General features: G+C 71.8%; 17 protein-coding genes and 1 pseudogene. 13 read left to right on the top strand and 5 right to left on the bottom strand.

What is annotated here, in order from left to right; genetic code table 11:
- The first annotated feature begins 121 nt into the window (after positions 1–121).
- Entirely contained in the window at positions 122–2,269 is a 2,148-nt protein-coding gene (locus I004_RS0113400) for a primosomal protein N' (RefSeq protein WP_028435920.1), read from the top strand.
- Positions 2,270–2,369: 100 nt separating this feature from the next.
- Here I004_RS0113400 and I004_RS0113405 read toward each other — a convergent pair whose 3' ends face one another.
- Entirely contained in the window at positions 2,370–2,969 is a 600-nt protein-coding gene (locus I004_RS0113405; RefSeq protein ID WP_028435921.1) for a hypothetical protein, read from the bottom strand.
- 261 nt (positions 2,970–3,230) lie between these two features.
- Between I004_RS0113405 and fmt the strand changes: the two genes are divergently transcribed.
- The 3 genes from fmt to I004_RS0113420 all read left to right on the top strand — a co-directional run bounded on the left by fmt (position 3,231) and on the right by I004_RS0113420 (position 6,973).
- Complete coding sequence (gene fmt / locus I004_RS0113410; protein ID WP_028435922.1) at positions 3,231–4,178, top strand: methionyl-tRNA formyltransferase; 948 nt, start codon at positions 3,231–3,233, stop codon at positions 4,176–4,178.
- A gap of 213 nt (positions 4,179–4,391) precedes the next feature.
- A complete protein-coding gene (locus I004_RS0113415; protein WP_028435923.1) occupies positions 4,392–5,843 on the top strand; it encodes a transcription antitermination factor NusB in 1,452 nt (483 codons plus the stop codon).
- 335 nt (positions 5,844–6,178) lie between these two features.
- The gene (locus I004_RS0113420) at positions 6,179–6,973 is read left to right on the top strand and encodes an SDR family oxidoreductase (protein ID WP_028435924.1); all 795 of its coding nucleotides are present in this window, start codon (positions 6,179–6,181) and stop codon (positions 6,971–6,973) included.
- Between the two features lie 64 nt (positions 6,974–7,037).
- On the opposite strand, the gene I004_RS0113425 is transcribed toward I004_RS0113420, so the two are convergent.
- The 4 genes from I004_RS0113425 to I004_RS0113440 all read right to left on the bottom strand — a co-directional run bounded on the left by I004_RS0113425 (position 7,038) and on the right by I004_RS0113440 (position 13,318).
- A complete protein-coding gene (locus I004_RS0113425) occupies positions 7,038–7,844 on the bottom strand; it encodes an enoyl-CoA hydratase (RefSeq protein ID WP_078511140.1) in 807 nt (268 codons plus the stop codon).
- On the bottom strand, positions 7,841–9,007 hold the full coding sequence (locus I004_RS0113430) for a CoA transferase (protein ID WP_028435926.1): 1,167 nt from the start codon (positions 9,005–9,007) through the stop codon (positions 7,841–7,843). Before I004_RS0113430 ends, I004_RS0113425 begins: the two co-directional genes overlap by 4 nt.
- Complete coding sequence (locus I004_RS33755) at positions 9,004–12,039, bottom strand: FAD-binding and (Fe-S)-binding domain-containing protein (RefSeq protein ID WP_051345001.1); 3,036 nt, start codon at positions 12,037–12,039, stop codon at positions 9,004–9,006. Before I004_RS33755 ends, I004_RS0113430 begins: the two co-directional genes overlap by 4 nt.
- Positions 12,040–12,142: 103 nt before the next feature.
- Positions 12,143–13,318, bottom strand: coding sequence for an aminotransferase class V-fold PLP-dependent enzyme (locus tag I004_RS0113440; protein WP_028435927.1), 1,176 nt, complete (start codon positions 13,316–13,318; stop codon positions 12,143–12,145).
- A 98-nt stretch (positions 13,319–13,416) separates the two neighbouring features.
- Here I004_RS0113440 and I004_RS0113445 point away from each other — a divergent pair, with 98 nt between their 5' ends.
- From I004_RS0113445 to I004_RS0113485, 9 genes and pseudogenes are all read left to right on the top strand, one after another.
- Positions 13,417–14,181, top strand: coding sequence for an IclR family transcriptional regulator (locus tag I004_RS0113445; RefSeq protein WP_028435928.1), 765 nt, complete (start codon positions 13,417–13,419; stop codon positions 14,179–14,181).
- A 222-nt stretch (positions 14,182–14,403) separates the two neighbouring features.
- On the top strand, positions 14,404–15,831 hold the full coding sequence (locus I004_RS0113450) for an SLC13 family permease (protein ID WP_028435929.1): 1,428 nt from the start codon (positions 14,404–14,406) through the stop codon (positions 15,829–15,831).
- A gap of 277 nt (positions 15,832–16,108) precedes the next feature.
- Positions 16,109–16,801 (top strand): ribulose-phosphate 3-epimerase, encoded by a 693-nt coding sequence (gene rpe / locus I004_RS0113455; protein ID WP_028435930.1) that lies wholly within the window; start codon positions 16,109–16,111, stop codon positions 16,799–16,801.
- Between the two features lie 255 nt (positions 16,802–17,056).
- The gene (locus I004_RS0113460) at positions 17,057–18,046 is read left to right on the top strand and encodes a sugar-binding transcriptional regulator (RefSeq protein WP_028435931.1); all 990 of its coding nucleotides are present in this window, start codon (positions 17,057–17,059) and stop codon (positions 18,044–18,046) included.
- A 210-nt stretch (positions 18,047–18,256) separates the two neighbouring features.
- Positions 18,257–18,733 (top strand): cation:proton antiporter regulatory subunit, encoded by a 477-nt coding sequence (locus I004_RS0113465; protein WP_028435932.1) that lies wholly within the window; start codon positions 18,257–18,259, stop codon positions 18,731–18,733.
- 101 nt (positions 18,734–18,834) lie between these two features.
- Positions 18,835–20,070, top strand: a complete 1,236-nt coding sequence (locus tag I004_RS33760; RefSeq protein ID WP_051345002.1) for a cation:proton antiporter — start codon at positions 18,835–18,837, stop codon at positions 20,068–20,070.
- Between the two features lie 479 nt (positions 20,071–20,549).
- A pseudogene (locus I004_RS33765) lies at positions 20,550–22,537 on the top strand (AfsR/SARP family transcriptional regulator); the annotation flags it as partial.
- Positions 22,538–22,612: 75 nt separating this feature from the next.
- Entirely contained in the window at positions 22,613–24,979 is a 2,367-nt protein-coding gene (locus tag I004_RS0113480; RefSeq protein WP_028435933.1) for a TOMM precursor leader peptide-binding protein, read from the top strand.
- A complete protein-coding gene (locus tag I004_RS0113485) occupies positions 24,966–26,933 on the top strand; it encodes a TOMM precursor leader peptide-binding protein (protein ID WP_078511143.1) in 1,968 nt (655 codons plus the stop codon). Before I004_RS0113480 ends, I004_RS0113485 begins: the two co-directional genes overlap by 14 nt.
- The last annotated feature ends 5 nt before the right edge of the window (positions 26,934–26,938 follow it).

Genomic DNA, 26,938 nt, shown 5'->3' on the forward strand with positions numbered 1-26,938 from the left:
GCGCACGGACTCACGAGCCCGGCCGCCCCTCACGGGGGGCCGGGCCTCGTCGTGTGCGGTCACGCGGCCGGCGTGCTCCTTCCCGCCGCGCTGTCCGTGACGTCTGCTATGACTGAACGCTGTGAGCAGCGACAACGGGCAGGGGGAGTCCTCCGGCGAGGCGCCGGAGCAGCTTGCGTTGCTGCGGGAGACCGTACGGAAACGCAAGCCCCCGAAGGCGAAGCCGCGCACCTGGCGCGGTGCGGAGCTCGCCGGGGAGCTGCCCGTGGCGCGCGTGCTCGTCGACAAGGGCCTCGTCCATCTCGACCGGTACTTCGACTACGCGGTGCCCGCCGCCATGGACGAGGAGGCCCAGCCCGGTGTGCGGGTGCGGGTGCGCTTCGGTGCCGGTGAGAAGGAGGGCCGCCGCGAGGGCGGCAGGCTGATCAACGGGTTCATCGTTGAGCGGGTGGCGCAGAGCGACTACCCGGGCGCTCTCGCCCCGATCGCGCAGGTGCTCTCCCCGGAGCGTGTGCTCACGCCTCAGCTGCTGCGGCTGTGCCGTGCCGTCGCGGACAGGTACGCGGGGTCGCTCGCGGACGTCGTGCAGCTGGCGGTGCCCCCGCGCATGGCACGCGCGGAGAAGCGTCCGGCGCCCGAGCCGCAGTCCTCGCCGGAGCCGCCGGCGCCCGGGTCCTGGGAGCGGTACGCCGAGGGCCCGGGATATCTGACGGCCCTGGCCGGCGGCGGAACCCCTCACGCCGTATGGACGGCGCTGCCCGGCCCGCACTGGCCCGAGGAGCTGGCGCGGGCGGTCGCGGCAGTGCTCGCCTCCGGGCGGGGCGCCCTGGCTGTGCTGCCCGACGGGCGCGCGGCGCAGCGGGTCGACGCCGCGCTCACGTCGCTGCTCGGCGACGGGCACCATGTGCTGCTCACCGCCGAGGCGGGCCCCGAGGAGCGCTACACGCGCTGGCTCACGGTGAAGCGCGGATCGGTTCGCGCCGTGGTGGGGACGCGGGCTGCGATGTTCGCGCCGGTACGCGACCTGGGTCTCGCCGTCCTGTGGGACGACGGGGACGCGGCCCTCAGCGACGACCACGCCCCCCAGCCGCACGCCCGCGAAGTGCTGCTCCAGCGCGCCGTCACCGAGCAGACGGGCTTCCTGCTCGGCGGGCACAGCTGCACGGTCGAGGCGGCTCAGATCGTCGAGTCCGGGTGGGCGAGGCCGCTCGAGGCCGGCCGGGAGACCCTGCGGAAGGCGGCGCCGCTGATTCGCACGGTCGGCGAGTTCGACGAGGCACGTGATCCCGCCGCGCGCACGGCGCGGCTGCCGAGCCTCGCCTGGTCCACGGCCCGTGACGCCTTGCAGCGCGGCCCGGTGCTGGTGCAGGTGCCGCGGCGCGGCTACGTACCGAGGCTCTCGTGCGAGCAGTGCCGCGCCCCCGCCAGATGTGCCCACTGCGCGGGTCCGCTCGAGGCGCCGGAGGAAGGCGCCGCACTGCGATGCGGCTGGTGCGCCCGTGACGCTCCCGACTGGCACTGCGCCCAGTGCGGCGGCACACGGCTGCGCGGCCAGGTCTTCGGTGCCCGGCGTACGGCCGAGGAACTGGGCCGGGCCTTTCCCTCGGTGCCGGTGCGCACCTCCGGGCGTGACCACGTGCTGGAGAGCGTCCCCGGCTCTCCGGCGATCGTCGTCTCCACGCCGGGTGCGGAGCCGGTCGCCGAGGGACCTGGCTATGCGGCGGCGCTGCTGCTGGACGCCTGGGCGCTGCTGGGACGTCCCGATCTGCGCGCGGGGGACGAGGCGCTGCGCAGATGGCTGTCGGCCGCCGCGCTCGTACGGCCCGGCGGTGAGGGCGACGCGGACGGCACGGTGCTGGTCGTGGCCGAGCCCACGCTGCGGCCGGTGCAGGCCCTGGTGCGCTGGGATCCCGCGGGCTTCGCGGTGCGTGAGCTCGCGGATCGCGCGGAGCTGGGCTTCCCGCCGGTATCGCGGATGGCCGCGGTCAGCGGCCGGCCGGAGGCCGTGGCCGGGCTGCTGTCCCAGGCCCGGCTGCCCGCCGACGCGGAAGTGCTGGGCCCGGTGCCGGTTCCCGTGATCGAACCGGGCAGGCCGCGCCGTCCCGGTGATCCGCCGGTGGGCGAGGAGTGGGTACGTGCGCTGGTGCGGGTGCCCCAGGGCTCGGGTGCGGCGATGGCGTCGGCGCTGAAGACGGCGCATGTGGCGCGGCTGACGAGGCGTGAGGGGACGCCGGTGTGGATCCGAGTGGACCCGCAGGACATCGGCTGAAGCGCTGCGGAACCGGACTCCGGCCGAGGCGGGCGGACATCACACCGCCCGGTGGCGTTCGAGACGCGCACCGGGCGGTGGAGCAACGGCCGTGGAGGAGTCAGCCGTTGCGGGGGCCAGGGAGGGCCCCCGGTCTGTGGTCGCGGTCACGGCCGGGCTGGCCGGGTACCGGACGCGACGCGGGCAGAGCGCCCGCGGCCGCGGTGGGCCGGGCCGCCGCAGCGGGAGGCGCGGCGGCAGCTGCGGGAAGGACGTTCCCGCTGCCGGGCTGGCCCGGGAGCGCCGGCACGGGGCCGGACGCGGAGGACTCCTCGGCGGACTGCCCGCCCGCGTCGGCCAGTTCGCGTGAGGAGTTGCGGCGCGATCCGTAACGGCGGTGCACCGCCTGCTTGGTGACTCCGAGCGCGGAGCCCACCGCGTCCCATGAGAATCCCAGCGACCGGTCGAAGTCCACAGCGGCGGTGACCAGCGTCTCCACGCTGTCCCGCAGTTCCTGGGCGAGCCGCACCGTGGGGGCGGGGGCACGTCCGTAGACGACGAAGCCCGCGGACGGGGCGGACCGCCGCGGGCGGTAGACATTGCCGAGTTGGGCGGTGAGGGTACGCAGCGCGTCCACCTGGCGGCGGACCCGCTCGATGTCCCGGACCAGCAGGTGCAGGCTGGCCCTCGCCTGGGCGTCGTGGGTTGCGTGGTCGGCCATGAACAAGCCTCTCGAACCGTCTTGCAGAGGATAGGAGCCGCGGAACGGCTCGTTTCGGTCAATATGACTTGACCAACGCGGTAACAGTGGCCTGGGTCACGCCCGGGGGCGGTGTGGTTGGGAGGGCAGGGTTGCGCGGCGGCCCGTACGCCCCCTCGGGCGGGGCAATGTGACGGAACGTGAGGACCGTAGACTGGCGCGTCGTCGTCCGCGACCGCGCCATACGCGGCGCCGCTGCTGAGTGAGAGGTGTTCCCCACCGATGAAGCTCGTCTTCGCCGGCACCCCCGAGGTCGCCGTGCCCGCGCTCGACGCACTGATCGCCTCGGAGCGGCACGAGGTGGCGGCCGTGGTGACGCGTCCCGACGCACGCGCCGGACGGGGACGCCGGCTGGTGCCCAGCCCGGTCGCTCAGCGGGCCGAAGAGGCCGGCATCGAGATCCTGAAGCCGGCACGTCCGAGGGACGAGGACTTCCTCGCCAGGCTCCGCGAGATCGCGCCGGACTGCTGCCCCGTCGTCGCGTACGGAGCGCTGCTGCCGCGCGTCGCGCTCGACGTGCCCGCCCGGGGCTGGGTCAATCTGCACTTCTCCCTGCTTCCCGCCTGGCGCGGCGCGGCGCCGGTGCAGCATGCGGTGCTGGCCGGCGACGACATGACCGGCGCGAGCACGTTCCTCATCGAGGAGGGCCTGGACTCCGGGCCGGTCTACGGGGTGATCACGGAGAAGGTGCGCGAGAGCGACACCAGCGGCGATCTGCTCACCCGCCTCGCCTTCGCGGGCGCCGGACTGCTGGCCGCCACCATGGACGGCATCGAGGACGGCACGCTGCGGGCCGAACCGCAGCCCGAGGAAGGCGTCTCGCTCGCGCCCAAGCTGAACGTCGAGGACGCCCAGGTGGACTGGGCGGCGCCGGCGTTGCGCGTGGATCGTCTCGTACGCGGCTGTACCCCTGCCCCCGGAGCGTGGACGCTCTTCCGGGGTGAGCGGCTGAAGATCCGTTCGTTGACGCAGCACCCGGAGCACCCCGTTCCCGGGGAGAGCGAACCGGGCCCCGGTGAACTGCTCGCGAACAAGAACTCCGTGTGGGCGGGCACCGGTTCGCACCCCGTCGAGCTGCTGTGGGTGCAACCGCAGGGCAAGAAGCCGATGAAGGCTGCCGACTGGGCGCGCGGTGTACGTGTCGGAGAGGGCGAGCGCCTGGGCGAGTAGCCCGGCGGGACCAACCGGTACGCGGACGCGCGCCGGCGCCGGAGGCCGCAGCGCACCGTCCCGGGAGTCCGCGGCTGCTCTCGCGCTCCGGTGCCCGTGTCCCGCGCACGGATGCGGGCGTACGCTGGCAGAACACCCGTCGGCGCAGCCGGCAGGTGAACACCGGCCGCACGGCCGGACACCTGGTCATCGCAGTCCCGGAGCACCTTCCCTGTGAGCAACAGCCCGCGCCGCCCCTCCAAGCCCTACCGCCGCCCCCGCAAGGACCCCGTCCGGATTCTCGCCTTCGAGGCGCTGCGCGCGGTCGACGAGCGCGACGCCTACGCGAATCTCGTGCTGCCGCCGCTGCTGGACAAGGCCCGCGCCAAAGGGGAGTTCGACGCCCGGGACGCTGCGCTGGCCACCGAGCTGGTCTACGGCACGCTGCGGTGGCAGGGCACGTATGACGCGATCATCGCCGAGTGCGTCGACCGTCCGCTGCGCGAGGTCGACCCTCCCGTGCTGGACGTGCTTTCCCTCGGTGCCCACCAGTTGCTGGGCACTCGTATCCCCACGCATGCAGGGGTGAGCGCCACCGTCGAACTCGCACGTGTGGTGCTGGGTGACGGGCGCGCCAAGTTCGTCAACGCGGTGCTCCGCAAGGTCGCCGCCGACGACCTGAACGGCTGGCTGGACAAGGTCGCGCCCCCGTACGACGACGACCCCGAGGAGCATCTGGGCATCCGCCATGCGCATCCGCGATGGGTCGTCTCGGCGCTGTGGGACGCGCTCGGCGGCGGCAGCGCGGGCATGGAGGAGCTGCTCGAGGCGGACAACGAGCGCCCCGAGGTCACGCTCGTCGCCCGCCCCGGCCGGGCCACCGCCGACGAGCTGCTCACCGGCGACGCCGTACCCGGACGCTGGTCGCCGTACGCCGTGCGGCTCACCGAGGGCGGCGACCCGGGCGAGGTGGAGGCTGTACGGGAAGGGCGCGCCGGCGTGCAGGACGAGGGCAGCCAGCTGGTCGCGCTGGCGCTGGCTGCCGCCCCGCTGGAGCCGGCCGCCGGAGGGAACGACGGAGCGGAAGCGGCGCGGGACGAGCTGTGGCTGGACGGGTGCGCCGGGCCCGGCGGCAAGGCGGCGCTCCTCGCCGCCCTGGCCGCGCAGCGCGGCGCTCGGCTGGTGGCCGCCGAGAAGCAGCCCCACCGCGCTGGGCTCGTGAGCCGTGCGCTGGAAGGCAACCCGGGGCCGTACGCCGTGGTCACCGCCGACGCCACCCGCCCCGCCTGGCGGCCCGGCACGTTCGACCGGGCGCTCGTCGACGTCCCGTGCACCGGGTTGGGGGCGCTGCGCCGCCGCCCCGAGGCGCGCTGGCGGCGACAGCCCGAGGACGTGCCCGGATTCGCACCGCTGCAACGGGACTTGCTGCGGCAGGCGCTGAACGCCGTGCGACCCGGCGGGGTCGTCGGCTACGCGACGTGCTCCCCGCACCCGGCGGAGACCCGGGCCGTCGTCGACGACCTGGTCAAGGAGACCGGCGCCGAACTCCTCGACGCGCGCCCGCTGTTGCCGGAGATGCCCGGCCTCGGCGACGGCCCCGACGTCCAGCTCTGGCCGCATCTGCACGGCACCGACGCGATGTATCTGGCACTCCTGCGCCGCACGGAGGGTGAGCCGGGCCAGTGAGTGAGCGGCGGCTGCAGGCTCCCGGCACGAGTGGCCGGTTCCCGCTCCGATGGGACGACGTCTGACCGGATCGGCCGCCGGCAGCACGCCACGACTGGCGACATGGCCGGGCCCCGTCCTCCGGCCGTCGTTCTCGCCGCACGCCGCCCGCGGAAGAAGCGCCGGAGCTCCTCGAGTTGACCCACGGGAAGAGAGATCCGGTCCTGGAACGACGCCGGGATTGAGATGCCCCTTGAACAGGTAACCGGCCAAGGAACGAACCCGCTGAGGTGCCTGTTCAAGCGCACAAGCGCAACGGCACGCAGGGCTCAGACACTCGAGAGGACTGGAACGTCATGCAGATCGATCTTGCGGGCCACACGGCACTGGTCACCGGTTCCACTCAGGGAATCGGCGCCGCCATCGCCGCGGGGCTGGCTCGCTCCGGTGCCCGGGTGGGCATCAACGGCCGCTCGAAGGAGAGGGTGGAGGAGAGCGCGAGGCGGCTTGCCGAGGAGGTACCCGGGGCGCGGACCGTGGCCGTGGTGGCCGATGTGACCACCGAGGACGGTGCACGACAGGCCGCGGAGGCCCTGCCAGAGGTGGACATCCTCATCAACAATCTCGGGATCTTCGGTCCGAAGGACCCCCTGGAGATCAGCGACGACGAATGGCGCCGCTACTTCGACGTGAACGTGCTCTCCGGTATCCGGCTGACCCGCCTGTTCCTCCCCGGCATGGTCGAACGGGGCTGGGGGCGCATCCAGTACATCGCCAGCGACTCCGCGGTGGTCGTGCCGGCGGAGATGATCCACTACGGGATGTCCAAGACGGCGCTGCTCTCGGTGAGCCGGGGCTTCGCCAAGCAGGCGGCGGGCAGCGGAGTGACGGTCAATTCCGTCATGGCCGGGCCCACGCACACCGGTGGTGTGGAGGACTTCGTCTACGAGCTGGTCGATCGTGACGTGCCCTGGGAGGACGCGCAGCGCCGGTTCATGCGGGAGCACCGGCCGCAGTCGCTGCTGCAGCGGCTCATCGAGCCGGAGGAGATCGCCAACATGGTCGTCTATCTCAGCTCCGAGCAGGCATCGGCCACGACCGGTGGTGCGCTGCGCGTCGACGGCGGATACGTCGACTCGATCCTGCCCTGACACGAACCGGAAGTCCGTGGGCAGGACCTGCCGGCCCGGGAGTGGGCCGCGACGGAGGGCCGCGTCAGCGGCCCTCCCACTCGGGGGGCCGCTTGTCGAGGAAGGCGGAGACGCCTTCGCGGAAGTCGCGGCTGCCGTAGCAGAGTTCGTACAGGTCGTCGGCCTTGCCGGGCGCCGCGGCACTGAGCACGCGCCGGTCGGCCTCCTTCAGCGCGGCCAGCGTCAGCGGTGCGCAGCCGGCGATGCGGGCGGTGAGCCCGTCGAGGTGCTCGTCGAGCCCGTCGGCGTCGACGATCTCACCCACCAGGCCCGCCTCGTGGGCCTCCTGTGCGCTGATCAGCCGGGCGGTGAGCAGCGCGCGCAGAGTGCGGGGCCTGCCCAGGGACGCGTACAGCCGCGCGATCACCCCAGGGGCGAGGCAGTTGCCCAGCGTGCGGGCAATAGGTGCGCCGAAGACGGAGTCGGGGGTGCACACGACGATGTCGCAGGAGACGGTCAGCGCCAGTCCGCCGCCGACGGCGGGACCCTCGACGGCGGCGATGACGGGCATTCGCAGGGCGGCCAGGCGTTCGACGGCACTCCCCACGCGCCGCTCGTACTCGACGCCGTCGCGGCCGGTGAAGCCGCGGAACTCGCGGATGTCCGTGCCCGCGGCGAACGCCCGGCCGCCCGCTCCCCGCAGCACGGTCACGCGCACGTCGGAGGCGGCGTCGATCTCGTCGCACGCCTGGCGGAGCTGGTCGTACATCTCCAGCGTCAGGGCGTTGCGCTGGCGCGGGTTGGAGAGCGTGAGCCGCGCGACGGACGTGTCGGCGCCGGGCACTTTCTCCTCGCTCCAGCTGACGGACGGGGTCTCTTCCTCGACGCTCATGCGTCCCCCAGGAGTTCGTCGTTGTGTTCTCCGAGGAGCGGTGGATGGCGGCGCATCCGTGCCGGGGTGCGCCCCAGCTTGACGGGGAAGCCGAGGACTCGCTTCTTCCCGGACACGGGGTGCTCGTACTCCTCGACCATGCCGCGCACTTGGGCGTGCGGGTCCGGGTCGTCTCCGAGCAGCTGCTCGTAGTCCAGGATCGGCCCGGCGGGCACGCCCGCGTCGAGGAGCTTGGCCACGGTCTCGCTGGTGGGCTCGGCCGCCAGCCGTCCTTCCAGCAGCGCGATCAGCTCCGCCCGGTGTTCCATGCGCGCGGTGTTGGTGACGAACCGTTCGTCCCCCACGAGGTGTTCGAGGCCGAGCGCGCCGCAAAGCCGCTCCCACAGGCGCTGGGTGTTGGCGGCGACGGTGACGTATCCGTCCGCGGTACGCACGGCCTGGTACGGGGCTGTCATCCGGTGCGCGGAGCCGAGGCGCTGCGGCGCCCGTCCTGTGGAGAAGAACTCCGTGGACTCCCACACCGACATGGCCAGCACCGCTTCGTACAGTGAGGTCTCCAGGTACTGGCCCTCTCCGGTGCGCGTGCGGTGCACGTAAGCGCCCAGGATGGCGACCGCGCACAGCATCCCGGCGCCGAGATCGCCCACGGGCAGGCCGCACTTGACCGGTGCCCCGTCTCCTTCGCCCGTGACGCTGAGGGCGCCGGCCATGCTCTGGGCGATGAGGTCGTAACCGGGACGTTGGGCGTAGGGGCCGTACTGCCCGAAGCCCGAGATCGACGCATAGACGATGTCCGGCTTGGTCTTGCGTGCGGCCTCGTAGCCGACGCCCAGCCGGTCGGCGACTCCGGGACGGAAGTTCTCCACGACGACGTCCGCGTCTGCGACGAGTGTGTGGAAGTCCCGCTGCCCCTCATCGGAGCGCAGATCGAGGGCGACGCTGCGCTTGTTGCGGTTCAGTGCATGGAAGGACGCGCTGTCGTGGCCGGGCGCCGGCGCGTCCCAGCCGCTGCGGGTCTGGTCGCCCGTGCCCGGCGGTTCGACCTTGATCACGTCCGCGCCGAGATCGGCGAGGAGCATCGTGCAGTACGGGCCCGCCATCACCTGCGTGAGGTCGATGACGCGCACGCCTTCGAGGGCGCCCGTCGTCTGGCCTGTCGTCACTGCGGCGCCTCTCCTTCCGTGGCGGTCGCGGGGGTCTCGTCCCCGGTGCCGCCGGTGTCCGGGGAACCGGTGAGCAGCGCGGCGCGCACCAGCTCGACGGGATGCCAGGCGTTGCGTTCCGTGCCGTGGAAGATCTGCTGCCGGCACGAGACCCCGCTCGCGGCGACGACGGTTCTGTCACCCTCGGCGCTGATGGCGGGGAAGAGGCGGTCGCTGCCGACCGTCATGGACGTCTCGTAGTGCTCGGACTCGAAGCCGAAGGAGCCGGCCATGCCGCAGCAGCCCGCGTCGAGTTCGACGACCTCGGCGCCGGGAATCCGCTTCAGCAGTGCGACGGTCGCCGCGGTGCCGACTTCGGCCTTCTGGTGGCAGTGACCGTGGTAGAGGATGCGCCGGCCGGCGGGCCACGCGTCGGGTGCCAGCCGGAGCCGTCCGTCGTCGACGGCGTCGGTGAGCAGCTCCTCGACCTGCCGCACGCGGCCGGAGATGTCCGCTACCGCGGCGTCCTCCGGCAGCATGGCCCGGTGCTCGTCGCGGAGCGTCATCAGGCAGGAGGGTTCGCAGCCGACGACCGGTGAGCCGGCGGGAGAGTTCTCCGACAGCAGCCTCGTCAGCTTGCGGGCCTGGTCCTTCGCCTCGTCGAGCAGCCCCTTGGAGAAGGCGGACCGCCCGCAGCAGCCGCGCGACTCCAACGTGACGCGCCAGCCCGCCAGTTCGAGGAGCTCCACGGCGGCGCGGCCGATCCCGGGCTCGGTGTAGGTGGTGAAGGAGTCCGCGAGATAGGTGACGGTGCCCTGGGACCCGGGTGGCACCGAGCCGGTCGCCGACGCCGGTGAACCCGATGCCTGACCGCGCCGCCGGAACCAGCGCACGAGGTTGCCCCGTACGAAGACCGGCAGCGGCCGTGCGGGGGCGATGCCCAGCCAGCGGTCCATCAGCCTGCGCAGGAACGGGATGCGTCCGGGGAGGTTGGAGAGGGGCGCTGTGGCCGAGCCCATCCGGTTCAGCGAACGGATCGAGGCGAACACCCGTGATCTGCGGGGGATTCCGTGCTCGTCGTGGTGGTGGGCGAGCGACTCCGCCTTGAGGGTGGCCATGTCGACGCCGAGGGGGCACTCGCTCTTGCACGCCTTGCACATCAGGCACAGGTCGAGGACCTCGTGGAGACGCTCGTCACCCAGCGCACGGTGCGGGTCGGGTTCGGAGAGGGCCTTCACCAGGGCGTTGGCACGGCCGCGCGTGGAGTCCTCCTCCTCGAGCGTGGCCATGTACGAGGGGCACATGGTGCCCGCGTCGGCCTTGCGGCACAGCCCGATGTTCATGCAGCGGTCGGCCGCACCGCGCATGCCGCCGACGACTTCGAAGTCCAGGCGGGTGCGCAGCGGTCCGGCCGGTGGCAGCGCGGGGTCGCGGAGGTTGTCCGTCATGGACGGCGCGTCGACGATCTTGCCTGGGTTGAGGCGGTTCTCCGGGTCGAAGAGGCCCTTGACGCGCCGCATCGCCTCGTACAACTCGTCGCCGAAGATCTCGCGGTTGAACTCGCTGCGTGCCAGTCCGTCGCCGTGCTCGCTGGAGTTGACGCCGCCGTACTCCCGCACGAGGTCCTTGATCTCCTCCGCGACAGACCGCATCGTCGCGACCTGCGACGGGTCGGCGGTGTCGACGAAGGGACGGATGTGCAGGCAGCCGACCGAACAGTGGCCGTAGAAGCCCGCGTTGAGGCCGTGGCGGTCCAGGACCTGCTTGAAGCGCCGTGTGTAGTCGGCGAGATGGACCGGGTCGACGGCGGTGTCCTCGATGAAGGCCAGCGGGCGGCGCGTGCCCTCACTTGCGGCCATGAGCAGCCCGAGGCTGGACTTGCGGACCTTCAGCAGCGAGCCCTGCTGGGCGGGGGTGACGGCCTGGAGGGTGTGGTACCCGTGGCCGTGGCGCTTCCAGAGCGCCGTGAGCCGTTCCAGCCCTCCGACGAGTTCCTTCTCGTCGTCGCCGGTGAAGCTGACGAAGAGCAGGGCCTCCGGGTCGCCTTCGAGGATGGAGCCGAGGGAGGCGTACTCGATCTTCTGCCGCGACAGGTCGAGGATCGTGCGGTCCATCATCTCCACCGCCGACGGGTCGCACGCCAGCGCGTCCTCGGTGGCGGCGATCGCCCCCGCTACGGAGGTGAAGTGGCCGACGGCGATCACCGTACGGGCGGGCTTCGGCACGAGGTCGACGAGGGCGCGGGTGGCCAGCACCAGGGTGCCCTCCGAGCCCACGACGAACTTCGCCAGATCGAACTCCGCATCCGGACGGGCGAGTCGGTCCAGCCGGTAGCCGCACGCGCGGCGCCAGAACTGCGGCATGCCGCCGGCGATCGCCGCGTCGTTCTCCCGGACGATCCGCGGGAGTTCGCGGTAGAGACGTCCCTCCAGCGTCGGCAGCCCCGCACGGTGTTCCCGCAAGGCCTCGTCGACGGGGGCGAGGTGCGCCGTCGCCGAGTCGGAGAGCACGACCTCGAGTTCGCGCACGTGGTCGATCGTCATGCCGTAGCGGATCGAACCGCTGCCCGCCGAGTTGTTGCCGATCATTCCGCCGACGGTGGCGCGGTTGCTGGTGGAGGTGTCCGGTCCGAACATCAGCCCGTGCCCGGCAGCGGCCCGGTTGAGCTGGTCCTGCACGACGCCCGACTCGACCAGTGCGGTGCGGCCCTCCGCGTCGATCTCCACGATGCGGTTCATGTGGCGGGAGAGGTCCAGGACGAGACCGGGCCCGATGGTCTGCCCGGCCAGGGACGTACCGGCGCCGCGCGGCACGACGGGAATGCCCGCCTCGGCGGCGGCTCTCACGGCGGCCTGCACGTCGCCGGCGTGACGGGGGAAGACGACGCCCAGCGGCTTGATCGCGTACATGCTCGCGTCGCGGGAGAAGAGATGCCGGGTGTACTCGTCGAAGAGGACGTCGCCCTCGATCTCACCGCGCAGACGGGCCTCGACCTGACGGGCCGTCTCCGTGGTGGCGGCGGCGGAAGGTGCGTCGCCGCTGATCGCTGTCATGTGCTGCGGACTCCAAGTGCTCGTGGACGCTGCGGAACCGGCGCCTGCGCGGCGCCGCCGGGGAAGCGCGCGGGGTGTGGGTGCGACGGGCTGAGGTGGTCGGTCACTCCTCGTCGCGCAACGTCGTCAGGGCCGCGTCGAGACCGTCCGTGTGGACGGGGACCCCGGCGAGTTGGAGCCCCATCTGCACCCCTGCGAGCGTGCCCGCGAGGGTGAGGTCGCTGAGGTGGCCGAGGTGGCCGATGCGGAAGACCCGCCCCGCCAGGCGCCCGAGACCGGCGCCCAGCGACATGTCGAACCGCTCCAGGATGATCTTGCGGACTTTGTCGGCGTCGTGTCCGTCAGGCATCACCACGGCGGTAAGCGAGCCGGAGTGCTCCCGCTCGTCCTGGCAGAGAACCTCAAGTCCCCAGCCGCGCACGGCGGCGCGAGTGGCGGCGGCGTGCCGCGCGTGCCGGGCGAATACGTTGGGCAGGCCCTCCTCCTGCAGCATCCGCAGTGCCTCTTCGAGCCCGTACAGCAGGTTCGTTGCGGGGGTGTAGGGGAAGGAACCCTGCCGGTTCGCCTCGATGATGGGGCCCCAGTCCCAGAAGACCTTCGCCAGCCGCGCGGTCCGGCTCGCTGCGAGGGCCTTGTCGCTGACGGCGTTGAAGCTCAGGCCCGGTGGCAGCATCAGGCCCTTCTGCGAGCCGGCCACGGTGACGTCGACGCCCCACTCGTCGTGGCGGTAGTCGATGGAGCCGAGCGAGGAGATGGTGTCGACGAGCAGCAGGGCCGGGTGGCCCGCCTCGTCCATGGCGCGCCGGATCTCGGGGATACGGCTGGCCACGCCGGTCGAGGTCTCGTTGTGCACGACGCACACCGCCTTGATCGCGTGCTCGGCGTCGGCGGCGAGCCGTTCGGCGAGCAGTTCGGGATCGGCGCCGTGCCGCCAGTCGCCCGGGACGAAGTCGGTGGCGGTCTCGAGGCCCAGGGCATCCGCCATCCCGCGCCAGAGCGAGGAGAAGTGACCCGTCTCGAAGCTGAGGACGCGGTCGCCGGGGCTGAGGGTGTTGACCAGGGCCGCCTCCCAGGCGCCCGTGCCTGAGGCGGGATAGACCAGGACGGGGTCCGTGGTCCCGAAGACCGGCCCCAGTGCCTCCAGCAGACGCAGCGTCAGCGCCGAGAACTCCGGCCCCCGGTGGTCGATGGTGGGCGCCGACATGGCGCGGAGCACCTGGTCGGGGACGTTGGTGGGGCCGGGGATCTGCAGGAAGTGGCGACCGGTGCGCGGGGTCATGTTCCGGCTCCTCCCAAAGGGTTGTGCCGCTCAGCGGCACGCTGTATCGTCACGCGGCACGCTGGAGCCTAAGGTTCCCCCACGGAACGAGTCAATGGATGCAGAACGTCCTCAACGCCCTCCGGGCCCTCGAAGAAGTCGCCGTCCGCCAGCCGATCGGCGTCGCCGACCTGGCACGGGCCATGGGGCTGCCCAAGTCCTCCGTGCAGCGGACCCTGGTGACGCTGAAGGAGGCGGGGTGGATCCGCTCCACCGTCTCGGCTCCCACCCGGTGGGTCGTCACCACCAAAGCGCTGCACGTCGGCCGGCACGCCACTGACGAACTCGGCCTGCGGGACATCGCGTTGCCGGTGATGGAGGAGCTGCGCCGCCGCACCGACGAGACGGTCCACCTCGCGGTCCGCGAGGGCAGCAAGGTGGTGCTGGTCGAGCGTCTGGAGACCTCACAGCCCGTGCGGATCATCCTGCCGCTCGGCCAGAACCTCTCGGTGCACGCCTCCGCCAACGGCAAGGCGGTGCTCGCGGCCGACCTGGAGGACGCCGTCGAGCGCTACATCGCCCAGGGGCTCCGGGGATTCACCGAGACGACGATCACCGACGCGGCGCGGCTGCGTGCTGAATTGGCCAGGACCCGTGAACGGGGCTGGGCGACGAATGCCGGTGAATGGCGCTCGGACGTCTCGGCCGTCGCCTCGGCGGTCATCGGAGAGGCCGGGCTTCCGGTCGCGAGCATCAGTGTCAACGTTCCGACGAGCCGAATGTCGGACGAGGCGAGGCCCGTCTACGGCGCTCTCGTCAATGAAGCGGCCAAGAGAATCAGTGCAGCTCTGGGACGCGCGCACGAGGGAGGCGACGGCAGTTGAAGGATCCTCACGCGAACCCTTGACGCGCCCCGACCCCCCTCACATACTCACCCAAGGCGAAAACCGGATTCCGCTTCGCGGAATAGCTAGGCGTTTTGCGGGCAATCCCCAGAAGCGCTCGCAAGGGGCGGAGTCTCAGGCCCGGAAAGGCTTCTGATTACCGCTCGGACAGGTGCCGGCACGCCTTTGTACCGACCGTTCGACCGAAGGCGAGGAAGCCTCGTGTCAGATCATGTCATAGCCATCATCGGGTTGGTGCTGGTATTCGCCATCGCCACCTTCACGAAGGTCCACATGGGCGCGCTCGCCATCGTGGCAGCTTTTGTGGTCGGAAGCGGATTCGTAGGCAAGTCCGCGGACGACATATTCGGCGGTTTTCCTGGCGACCTGTTCGTTGTGCTCGTCGGTGTCACATTCCTTTTCGCCATCGCCAATAACAATGGAACGGTGAACTGGCTGGTCCAATCCGCGACACGGGCGGTGGGCGGCAGGATCGCGCTCATACCCTGGGTGATGTTCCTGGTCACGGCCGTTCTGACGGCGACCGGAGCGGTCGTTCCCGCGGCCGTGGGAATCATCGCTCCCATCGGCATGGGATTCTGTGTGCGCTACCGGATCAATCCGGTGCTGATGGGACTGCTCATCATCAACGGCGCCAGCGCCGGCGGATTCTCGCCGATCAGCATCTTCGGCAGCATCACGAACGGTGTCGTATCGCGGAACGAACTGGCCGGAAATCCGACGCTGCTCTTCGTCAGCTCGTTCCTCTTCAACGTGGCCCTCAGCCTCGTCGTCTTCTTCCTGTTCGGCGGACGCAGCCTCGTAGGCCGCCGGGCGGAGGACACGCAGAAGGCGACGGAATCCGGGGACGACGAGGGCGGTTCGCTGGTGACGGCGGGCGCACCTGCCGGGTCGGGCGACAAGCCCGGGCCGGAGACGGACGGCGGCACCGGAGCGACGGCCGTCAAGGGCGGCGGAACCCCCGCACCCGTGACTGCTCCCTCCGGTGCGGGCGGTACGACCCCCGTCGAGGAAGAGGAAGAGGCCGCACAGCTCACCGGCATCCGGGCCCTCACGCTGCTCGGGCTGGTCGGGATGGTCGTCGGGACGCTCTTCTTCGACCTGGACCCCGGCCTCATGGCACTCACCGTCGGCGTGGTGCTCACGCTCGTGAACCCCGCGTCCGCCAAGGGCGCAGTGGACGCCTGCGCGTGGTCCACGGTGCTGCTCGTCTGCGGCATCGTCACCTTCGTCACCATGATGGAGGACATGGGCACGATCGACTTCCTCGGTGACAGCGTCGCGGGAATCAACGCCCCCCTGCTGGCAGCCCTGTTGATCTGCTTCATCGGTGCCGTGGTCTCCGCCTTCGCCTCGACGACCGGAATCCTCGGCGCGCTCATCCCGCTGGCCGTGCCCTTCCTCCAGGGCGGTCACGTCGGGGCGGTCGGCATGATCATCGCGCTGGCCATCTCCTCGTCCGTCGTCGACTCCTCGCCGTTCTCCACCAGCGGTGCGCTCGTGACGGCGAATGCTCCGAAGGAGCAACGGGAGATGGTCTTCAAGAAGCTGATGGTCTGGGGATTCAGCATGGTCGCCCTCGCCCCTCCGGTGACGTGGCTGTTCTTCGTCATCCCGGGCTGGCTCTGAGCACGCACCTTCGCTCGGGCGTGCGCTGCGGACAACTTGCGGCGCACGCCCGATTGTTCGTGTCCGCTCGTGATTCCGTGGTGCGAGCCGCCCGCGTGCAGCTCGCGGCGGACCTGGCGCGTACGAGTCGGTGGCCGAGCGACGCCGCGTGCCCCTCGGATGGCATGATCCGGCGTGCGACACCCCGAACGCCCCGCGCCGCACGGCCCAGGGCAGCACAGCGGGAGCCGGCCCGGCAGGCCCGGCCCGACGGCTCAGATAGGCAGGCACCAGGCACATGGCTCAGATCAGTCCCAGCATCCTCTCGGCCGACTTCGCGCGTCTCGCCGAGGAGGCCGAAGCGGTGACCGGAGCGGACTGGCTCCATGTCGACGTCATGGACGGCCACTTCGTCCCCAACCTCACCCTCGGGGCACCCGTCGTCGAGGCGCTGAGCAAGGCGAGCGACATCCCTCTGGACTGCCACCTGATGATCGAGGAGCCGGACCGCTGGGCGCCGCAGTACGTGGAGGCGGGCGCCCGGTCCGTCACCTTCCACGCGGAGGCCGCCGGCGCACCCGTACGGCTCGCCAGGGAGATCAAGGCGCTCGGCGCCCGCGCGTCGATGGCGCTCAAGCCCGCGACGCCCGTCGAGCTCTACGAGGACCTGCTGCCCGAGCTCGACATGCTGCTGGTGATGACCGTGGAGCCCGGATTCGGCGGGCAGGCGTTCCTCGACATCATGCTGCCGAAGATCCGCCGGGCCCGGCAGCTCATGGACAAGCACGGCCTCGAGATGTGGCTCCAGGTGGACGGAGGGGTCTCCGCCTCCACCATCGAGCAGTGCGCCGAGGCAGGTGCGGACGTCTTCGTCGCGGGATCTTCCGTCTACAGCACCGACGACCCCGCCGCGGCCGTGCGGGGACTTCGCCAGCAGGCGGAGGAGGCGGCGCGCCGGACAGAGGCTCCTTCGGGCGGTGGCCACCTGTGACCCCCTGACCCGGTGCTTTTCCCGGGACACGGTGCCGATGCCCGTCGTTCGCAGGGGCTTCGTCCGGTGGATTCGGAACGCGCGTGCGGTGTGCGCACACTGGATTCAGGGTCCGGGACAGGCCGCGGAGCTGTCTGCAGGCGCAGGATTGGGATCGAGGTCACCCGGGATCTGCAAGGATGAACGTCCAGCGCTGAGGCGTACGTATGGCAAGACAGTGAGGTGAGTGCGGTGTCGTCGGGTCGGACCACACGAATGGGACCCGCCGAGCTCATGCAGGCGGCAGCCATGGCACGCCGCTTCTACCTTGAGGGCAAATCCAAGATCCAGATCGCGGACGAGTTCGGCGTGAGCCGCTTCAAGGTGGCGCGGGTGCTGGAGACGGCGCTGGAGCGCGACCTGGTCCGCATCGAGATCAGGGTTCCCGCTGAGCTGGACGCCGACCGCTCGGACGCTCTGAGGGCCCGCTACGGGCTGCGGCACGTGGTCGTCGTCGAATCCCCTTCCGAGGCGGTGGACGACGGCGCCGACCCGGAGAACCTGGGCGAGGTGGCCGCCGGCCTGCTCGGCGAGCTCGTCACCGAAGGGGATGTGCTCGGCCTGGCCTGGGGCCGTTCCACCATCCACACGGCTGCCGCGCTGCGCCAGCTGCCGCCCTGCACCGTCGTGCAGCTCACCGGCGTCTACGACGCGGGGACGGCCGACCGCGGATCCGTCGAGGCCGTACGTCGGGCTGCCGAGGTCGCCGGGGGAGAGGCGCACCCCGTCTACGCCCCGATGCTGTTGCCCGACCCCGCGACCGCCGCCGCACTGCGCAGCCAGACCGGCATCGCCCGAGCCTTCGAGTACTTCGACAAGGTGACGGTCGCCGCCGTGTCCATCGGCTCCTGGGAACCGGGCATCTCCACAGTCCACGACATGCTCAGCGACACCGAGCGCGAGCACTACTCCTCGCTGGGTGTCGCCGCCGAGATGTCCGCCCACCTCTTCGACAAGAGCGGCCGCCGCATCGGACGTGACCTCGGGGAGCGCTGCATCACCGTCGAGGCCGAGCGGCTGCGCCGGGTCCCCGAGGTGATCGCCATCGCCGGCGGCCAGCGCAAGGCGGAAGCCATCGGCGCGGTCCTGCGCTCCGGCCTCGTCACGAGCCTCGTCACCGACACCGCCGCCGCCGACTATCTGCTGACCGAGGCCGAGCCCGGGCCGAAGCCCGCGCTGGAGCGTGCCGACCCGGACGGCTCCTAGGCGCCCTTTCCGCCGACCGCTCGCGGTCCCCGGCCACCGGCCCGGCCACTGGCGGTCGGTGCCGTCGTGCGCGCGGGCCCTTCGGGTTCCTGGCGCTGTGCAGGCAGGGCTTACCGGGTGCGGCTGGGGCCCTGTACGCCCTGCGGGTTACCCTCGTGCTCGCCGCTCCGTGCGGCCCGTATCGCACTCTCCGAGGAGGCAGAGGCAGCCATGACCACGCAGCGCACCAAGCTGCCGGGAGTCGGCACGCAGTACGACATCGAGACCCGGGCGGGCCGCCACATCTCCGTCGTCGCCCATCAGGACGGGCGGCGTTTCCTCGGCTTCTACGAGCCCGACGACCCCGACGCCTGCCAGGCCACGGTGCCGCTCGACTCCGACGAGGCCGCGTCCCTCGCCGCGCTGCTCGCGCCGCCCGACACACCCGCGCTCGGCACCGGCGAGATGGACCTGGACCTCGTCACCGAGCGCATCGCGGTGACGACCCAGTCGCCGTACCGCAGCCGCGCGCTCGGAGAGACCCGGGCCCGCACACGCACCGGCGCCTACATCGTCGCCGTGCTCCGCCGCACGGGGCCGCACCCGTCTCCCGGGCCGGAGTTCCGGCTGGAGGCGGGCGACGAGGTCGTCGCCGTCGGCACCCGCGAAGGGGTCGACGAGCTCACCCGCATCATCAGCGGCACCTGACGGGCCGCACACAGGGACGGGCCGTCCTGGCCGGTCCCGGCCGGTCCCCGCGAGGAGAACGCAGCAGGGACCGGCGGTAGAGAAGGGGACAGGTCGAGCCCGTGCACGACACCACCGTTCTGCTCATCGAACTGGGCGCCGTGATTCTCGGACTGGGCCTCGTCGGGCGCTTCGCGGGACGCATCGGCATGTCACCGATCCCGCTCTACCTGTTGGGCGGCCTCGCCTTCGGGCACGGTGGCTTCTTCCCCCTCAACGCCAGTGAAGGGTTCATCGAGGTCGGCGCCGAGATCGGGGTGCTCCTGCTCCTGTTGCTGCTCGGGCTCGAGTACACCGCGTCGGAGCTCGTGACGAGCCTGAAGACCCAATACCCCTCCGGAATCGTCGACTTCGTACTCAACGCCGTGCCCGGCGCTCTCGCCGGGCTGCTTCTCGGCTGGGGGCCGGCGGGGGTCCTGGCGCTCGCGGGCGTCACCTGGATCTCCTCCTCGGGAGTGATCGCGAAGGTCCTCACCGACCTGGGCCGCCTCGGCAACCGGGAGACCCCGGTCATCCTCGGCATCCTCGTCATGGAGGACCTGTCGATGGCCGTGTATCTGCCGCTCCTCACGGCGCTGCTCGCCGGAGTGGGAGTGGCGGGCGGCAGCGTCACACTGCTGGTGGCCCTGGGCACCGTCGGGGCCGTTCTGTACGTCGCGCTGCGGCACGGGCGGGTCATCAGCCGCGCCGTCAGCTCCGACACCCCGGAGATGCTGCTGCTCGTCGTCCTCGGACTGACGCTGCTCGTGGCCGGGATCGCGCAGAAGCTCCAAGTCTCCGCCGCGGTCGGTGCGTTCCTCGTCGGCATCGCGCTCTCGGGGGAGACCGCGGAGAACGCGCGGGCCCTGCTCACGCCGCTGCGAGATCTCTTCGCGGCCGTCTTCTTCGTCTTCTTCGGGCTGTCGACGTCGCCGTCCGAGATCCCGCCGGTGCTCTTCCCCGCCCTGCTGCTCGCCCTGGCCACCATCGTCACCAAGATCGTCACGGGCTGGTACGCGGCCAGGCGTGCCGGGATCAGCCGCCGCGGGCGGCTGCGTGCGGGCGGCGCGCTCGTCGCACGCGGGGAGTTCTCCATCGTCATCGCCGGGCTCGCCGTGAGTGCCGAGCCGCGCATCGGCCCGCTCGCCACGGCGTATGTGCTGCTGCTGGTCATCGCGGGCCCGCTGGCCGCCCGCTGGACCGATCCCGCGGTCGGCGCGCTGCGGGGGCTGGTGCTGCGCCGCCGCGCCCGTGCCGCAGGGAGCGGTAAGGACACGTCCGCGGATCCGAGCGGCGACGTGCAGCCGGTGAAGCGCTGACGGAGCGTCCCGGGCGGGAGCGGAAGGGGCCTGTGCGCCGTGGGAATCCTGTCCCGACGGGTCGTGCCCGGGAGGTCCAACGCCTCGGCACAGGGGGCGACTTGAGCGGACATGGTCCATATGTACGGCAAGAATTCTGTGTGCTTTGACAGAAGTCTCGACCGGCATTCCCAGGCTCCTTAGAATGCGTTCGGGACTTCCTACTTGTCGGACTTGCCAAGGATGCCCGGCATTGTGCTTCCGCCTTGCCGCGGCATGGACCACTTTGCATTCCGGAGAAAGTGAAGCTCCCCGACCGAATCCCAGGCCATCGCGAGCACACCGCTCTCGAACTGCGTACACGGGGGCGCAGCACGTGAAAAACGACCAGCACGTGAAGTACGACCAGTTGGCAGAGACGACCATCTGCGGCGAATCCGGTTCTGTTCTGATGCCGGCCGCAAAAGGCCTGGACCAGAAGGAAACCGGGGGACACACGCATGCGTTTTCAGCTTCTGGGGCCGTTGAGCATCGCAGACGGAGACAGCGCTGTAGTTCTCCAGCCGTCCAAGCCGACGAGTCTTCTCGCCGCCTTGCTCTCGCACCCCAACACCGTTGTCGCCACGGGCTATCTACTCAGAGCCCTCTGGGACGATGAGCAGCCCGCCACTGCAAGAGCCGCTCTGCAGACGTGCGTTCTGCGGCTGCGGAGGATCTTCTCCAAGTACGGCATCGCCAACAGCGCGATAGAGGCCGTCCCCGGCGGCTACCGCATGCCCGCCGACGCCGGCACGCTCGACCTCGTCCACTTCCGTGAACTGGTCACAAGGTCGCGTCAGGCCGAGGACGTGGAGAGCGAGCTCTATCTGCTCCAGGAAGCCCTGGCCCTGTGGCAGGGACCGCTCCTCGCGAACGTCTCCTCGCAGATGCTCCACCGCGACGAGGTGCCCCGCCTCACCGAGGAGCGGCTGCGGGCGCTGGAGCGCGCCTGCGACATCGAACTCGCGCTGGGACGCTGCCGTCAGGTCCTGGTGGAGTTGTGGGAGGCGGCACGGACGCACCCCGGGCACGAACGATTCTCCGAACAGCTCATCGAGGCGCTGTACCGCACGGGACGGCAGGCCGAGGCGTTCGCCGAGTACCGCCGGGTCAAGACCCGCCTGAAGGAGGAACTCGGCGTCGATCCGGGTCCTTCGCTGCAGCGGCTCGAACTGTCCATCCTCCGTGGCGACGACCTCGGCGGGACCGTCTCCGGCCATGCGCCGCCAGCCCTGCCGCCGGCGGCCGGTGTGCCGTCCATCGCGGTGAGCACTCCGACCGCCGTCGAGGACGGGACAAGGTCCGCGAGCCGGGCGGGTTCCGGCCAAGTGACGGTCGCCGCACCGGTTCCCGCGACGGTGCGTCCCGTCTCGTGCTTCACGGGACGCACCGCCGACGACGAAGCGATCGGCGAGCGCCTGACGCGCGATCAGGCCGCCGTCCCGGGCCTTGTCGTCGTCACGGGGGCGCCGGGCATCGGCAAGACGGCGCTCGCCCTCCACACCGCCCACAGGGTCCGGGAATCGTTCCCCGGCGGCTGTCTCGTGCTGCCCATGGTCCGGAGCGACGGCAGCACCGTCACCGCCGACGAGGCGTGCGCAGCCCTGGACGCGGCGGACGCGGCCGACGTGACGGGGGGACGGACGCTGATCGTGTTCGACGATGTGGCCGCCGCCGACCAGGTACGTCCACTGCTGCCGACCACACCCGGCAGCGCCGCGATCGTCACGAGCCGACGCGGTCTGGCCGGGCTCGTCGCCACTCACGGCGGACACGTGCACCGGCTGGGCACCTTCCGGCCGGAGGAATCACGGCAGTTGCTGATGAACACCCTCGGCGCGCAGCGGGTGGAGGCGGAGCCGGAGGCGGCCGACCGGCTGGCTGCACTGTGCGGTCACTTCCCACTGAGCCTGCGCATCGCAGCGGCACGGCTGCTGACCCGGCCGACGCTGCGGATCGCCGACTGCGCCGACTGGCTCACCGAGGATCCGCCGGCCCGGCTCGCGCTCACCGACGACCCCCGGATGTCCGTCCCGAACACCTTCCAGGGGGCGTTGGACCGCCTGGAACCCCACCTGGCAGAGGTGTTCGTGCGAGTGGGCAGCGGCCCCAGCGCGGCCTTCTCGGGTCTGGACGTACCCGGGATCCCGGGTACGGGGCCGCCCGCGGCAGCGGAGGAATTCCTCGAACAGCTCGCGGACGCGGGGCTGTTGGAGGAGGGCCCGCCCGGCCCGTACCGCATGCATGAGCTGCTGAGGTGCTATGCGCGTCGACTTTCCCGCGACCAGGGCCGTGACCCCGGCGGAGGAGCGGCGCCGGGAGCGGCGACCGGCGGAAGCGCCGGGGCCCAGGACCGACAGCACTGACAGCACCGGCCCCGCTGTCGGCCGCCCCGGGCGCCGCCCGGACCTCCCGCCTCAACCCGTACTGCCGCACCGCCGTACCGCACTGCACCGCACCTGCACCGTCCGCGCAGCGTCGCCCACCGCGCGGGCCGCCCACCGACCACCAGGGGTGTCACCACATGGCCACAGCCGCCTACGACGCCGTAGCCGCGTCCCGTCCGCGCATACGCCGTGACGTGCTCTTCACCGAGACACCCGACGGGGTGCTCTTCCACACCGCCGACGGCGGCTTCCAGCTGACCGCCAAGTCGGCATACCGCTTCGCCTCGCTCATCGTTCCGCACCTGGACGGAGAGAACTCCGTCGCCGAGATCAGCGCGGGATTCGGCGATCGGCAGCGCGCGATGCTCGGAGAACTGGTCAGGACGCTCTACGCCCGCGACTTCGCCCGGGACGTCCCCGTCCCCGACGGCGAGCCCGGCGAGGAAGGCTTCCCGACGCCCCAGGCGGCACGCCGCTTCGCCACGCAGATCGCCTACGTCGACCACTATGCCGATGAGCCCGGGCGCCGCTTCCAGCGTTTCCGCGAAGCGCGCGTTGCCGTCGTGGGCGAGGACGAAACCGCCCGCTGGTGCGCGCTCGGCCTGATACGCAACGGCGGGGCAACCATCGGTCTGCTGCCGGGAGTTGCGCGGGCGGACATCGACGCGGAAGCAGCGGAAGCAGCCGCCGACGGATGCCCGGTGGAGCTGATCACGCTCGGAGGCGGTGGCGCGGCAGACGGCGCGCTCTCGTGGGGCGAGCTGGATCCCTTCGACATCGTCCTGGTCACCGGAGGACCGCGCGCCGCGCAGAGGCTCCTGCCGCTTCTGCGCGAGGGCATCCCCGAGGGCACCGTGGTCGTGCCGGCCTGGTCGTTCGGTGAACTCGCAGTCATGGGGCCGCTGATGGCGCGAGAGCGTCCCGGCTGCCTCTGCTGCGCGCTGCTGCGCCTGGGATCCGGTGGCGGTTCCCGCGCCGGCTCCGCCGCCGTCGCGGCCGACGTGTGGAGCTCCCTCGCTCTGCCCGGCGCCGGTCCGGTGGGCGGGGAACCAGGCCGTCCGCAGGCCGCGATGATCGGCAACATGCTCGGCTACGAGGTCTTCCGGTTCACGACAGGGGCGCTGAGCGCCGAGACCGACGGCCAACTCGTGATCCAGGACATGGCCTCCCTGGACGTCACATCCGAACCGCTGCTGCCGCATCCACGGTGCACCCTGTGCACGCCGGCCGCCCGGGGCGGGGAGAGAGCCGCAGTCGGGACGGGCGACGGGGAAACCGCCGCGGTGCCCGCGGAGTTCGCAGGGCCGGCCGCGCTTGCCGGGCCTGCCGGGTCCGTCGCGGACGAGGCGGCCGTCGACCTGTCGTCCGCCGGCACCGCCGAGGTGCCGATGCCGACCGCCGCGACGGCACGTGACGCCGACGCCCTCGTCGAAGAGCTCAACCGCCGCTCCACGCTTGTGCGTTCGCATGTGGGGGTCTTCACGCGCTTCGCGGACGAGGAGCTCACCCAGCTGCCGCTGAAGGCCGGAATCGTCGAACTGGGCCTCGGGCACGGTTCGTTCCGCCGCATCGCCGCATTCGACGTGCACCACGTCGCCGGTGCCCGAATGCGGGCGCTCGATGCGGCTGCGGGTGTCTACGCCGAACACGTCGTGCCCACCCGGGCGTTGCCCACGGGAGCGGCGCCGTCCGGAGCACGCGAGTCGCTGCGCGTCGTCGGCCCGGGTGACCTCGTCACCTCCAGCGGCACGGGTGCGGCTGCGGGGGATGTCACGGCGTGGACCGTCGCGACGTCGCTGGTCACCAAGGAGCGGGTGCTCGTGCCGGCAGCCGCGGTGCGCCCCTTCGGCGCCGGGAACGCGGACCGGTTCGTCGAGCCGACGAGCGCCGGCACGGGAGCCGGCCCCTCGCTCGCGGACGCGGCCGCACGCGGCCTGCTCTCCGCACTCGGGTACGACGCGCTGATGCGATCCGTACGCGGCACGGCGGCCGCGCCGGCGGAGACGCCAGACCCCGGAGCGGACGGGCCCGGGGCCGAAGCCGAGCCCGAACTGACCTTCCTCGTACGGTCGATGGAGCAACTCGGGCTCGACTGGGAGCTGCTCGACCTCGGGGAGAGCGCGCGAAGCCGCGTCCATGTGCTGCTTGCGCGCTCGGGCACGAGGTGGGCGGTCGGCAGCGAAACCAGCCGGCGGGCCGCGGCCGTCGCCGCGCTACGGGACCTGCTCGGGCAGATCCAGCTCGGCCGGGAGGACGAGGACCACGTCGATACCGGCGATCCGCTGCTGAGGGACTTCGCGCCGGGCACCCTGACCGTCGCCGACGCCGCCCCCGCGCCGGACGGGGCCCAGGACCCGGGGACGTGGACGGACGTACTGGAGAGGCTGCGGGCCGCGGGCCGGGACGCGCTGCTCGTCCCGACCGGCTCGGCCGATCTCGCGAGCGCGGGGATCACCACCGTTCGTGTGCTGCTCACCGAGGGCACCGGTCATGACGCTCACTGACACCGCCACTGCCACCGTGCGGAACCGGCACAGACAGCCGGACGGACAGGCGGGCTTCGACGAGGACGCCCTCGCCGTGCTGCTGCGCCGCAGCCTCGTGAGGCTCGGCGGCCCGGACACGCATGTCACCGCGCTCGGCTGCCGCGACGAGTTCGCCCCGCCCGGCGACGGTGCCGCCCAGGGCGGCGGGCCCGGGGCGTACCCCGTGCACATCTACGGGCGACACGCGATCATCGGGCCGAGTCCCCATCACGACGGTCCGTCAGGCGCCGGTGTCCGCGGCTGCCGTCGCTGTCTGGCACGGCGCTGGCAGGCGGTGCGCTCCGTCTCCCTGCGCGACGCGCTCGAGACCGGCGGTGGGACCCGGGCCGCCGGCGAGTGGCCGCACGGCACGCCCTTCGCCGTCGACGCCGTGGCAGCCCTCGTCAGTGCCCTGCGGCAGCGGCCTGCCGACGGGCCCTTCCCCGAGGTGCATCTGCTCGACCTCGGCACCCTGACCGTGCGCCACTACCCCCTCGTGCCGGACCCGGAGTGCCCGAGCTGCGGCACCCCCGCCGCCGACTCGGACGAGGCAGCGCGCATCGTGCTGCGGCCCGCCCCCGAACACCGGCCCGGCACCTTCAGGGTGCGCCCGCTCTCCTCCTACGACATCGAGGTGCCCGCGTTCGCCAACCCCGTGTGCGGCGCCCTGGGGCCGTCCGTCGTGCACGATGTGTCCTCGACCTCGACGTCCGCGGCCATCGGCTGCTTTTCCATGCGCTCCGGCGAGTATCTGAGAGAGACCTTCTGGGGAGGCCACACACCGTCCTTCACGGCCAGCGCCCGCGTCGGGGTGCTGGAAGGCCTCGAGCGCTACGCCGGGATGCGGCCGCGGGCCAAGACCACCCGGGTGTACGGCTCGCTGAAGGAGATGGGGGAGCGGGCCGTCGACCCTCGGCGGGTCGGTCTGTACTCCGAGGACTTCCACCGGGACAACCCGCGGGTCGTGCCCTTCGCGCCGGACCGCCGCATCCCGTGGGTCTGGGGATACTCGCTGCGCGACGAGGCACCGCGGCTCGTGCCCGAGGTGCTGACGTACTACCACGCGCCCGGTCTGGAGAACCGGTTCGTTCAGGAGAGCTCCAACGGCTGCGCGTCGGGCGGCTCCTTGGAGGAAGCGGTCTACTTCGGGCTGATGGAGGTCATCGAGCGGGACGCCTTCCTGCTGGCCTGGTACGGGCAGCAGCCCCTGCCCGAGATCGATGCCGCCACGAGCAGCAGCGCCGCGACCCGCCACATGACCGACCGGCTCGCGATGTACGGGTACCGTGCCCGCCTCTTCGACACCCGGATCTCCTTCCCGGTTCCTGTGGTGACCGCCGTGGCCGAGCGGTTCGACGGCGGCACGGGCCGGATGTGCTTCGGTGCCGGCGCGGGCGTCGACCCCGAAGCGGCCCTCGAGGGTGCGCTCTGCGAGATCGCCACCGACGCGGTCAATCTGCCCGGCCGCACGGAGGCGGAGGAGGCACGACTACGCGCCATGGCCGCCGACTTCGGCAAGGTCACGGCACTGCACGACCATCCCCTGCTCTACGGCGTACCCGAGATGGGCCGCTACGCCGACTTCCTGCTGCGGCAGACCGATGCGGCCGAGGCGCGGACCGTTGCCGCGCTCCGGCCGGCGGGCGCTCCGCCCCCGGGAGGAATGCGCGGGCACCTGGAGCGATGCGTGACGTGGGTGAGCGACGCGGGATTCGACGTCGTCGTCGTCGACCAGACCATGCCCGAGCAGCGCACGCTCGGCCTCCACACCGTCAGCGTCCTCGTACCGGGCCTGCTCCCCATCGACTTCGGCTGGTCGCGACAGCGTGCCCGGACCATGCCGCGGATGCGCACCGCGCTGCGCGAGGCGGGGTTGCGAACGGCCGACCTGGCCCCTGAAGACCTCAACCCCGCACCGCACCCGTTCCCTTGACCGGC

It is taken from the genome of Streptomyces sp. TAA486 (assembly GCF_000426165.1).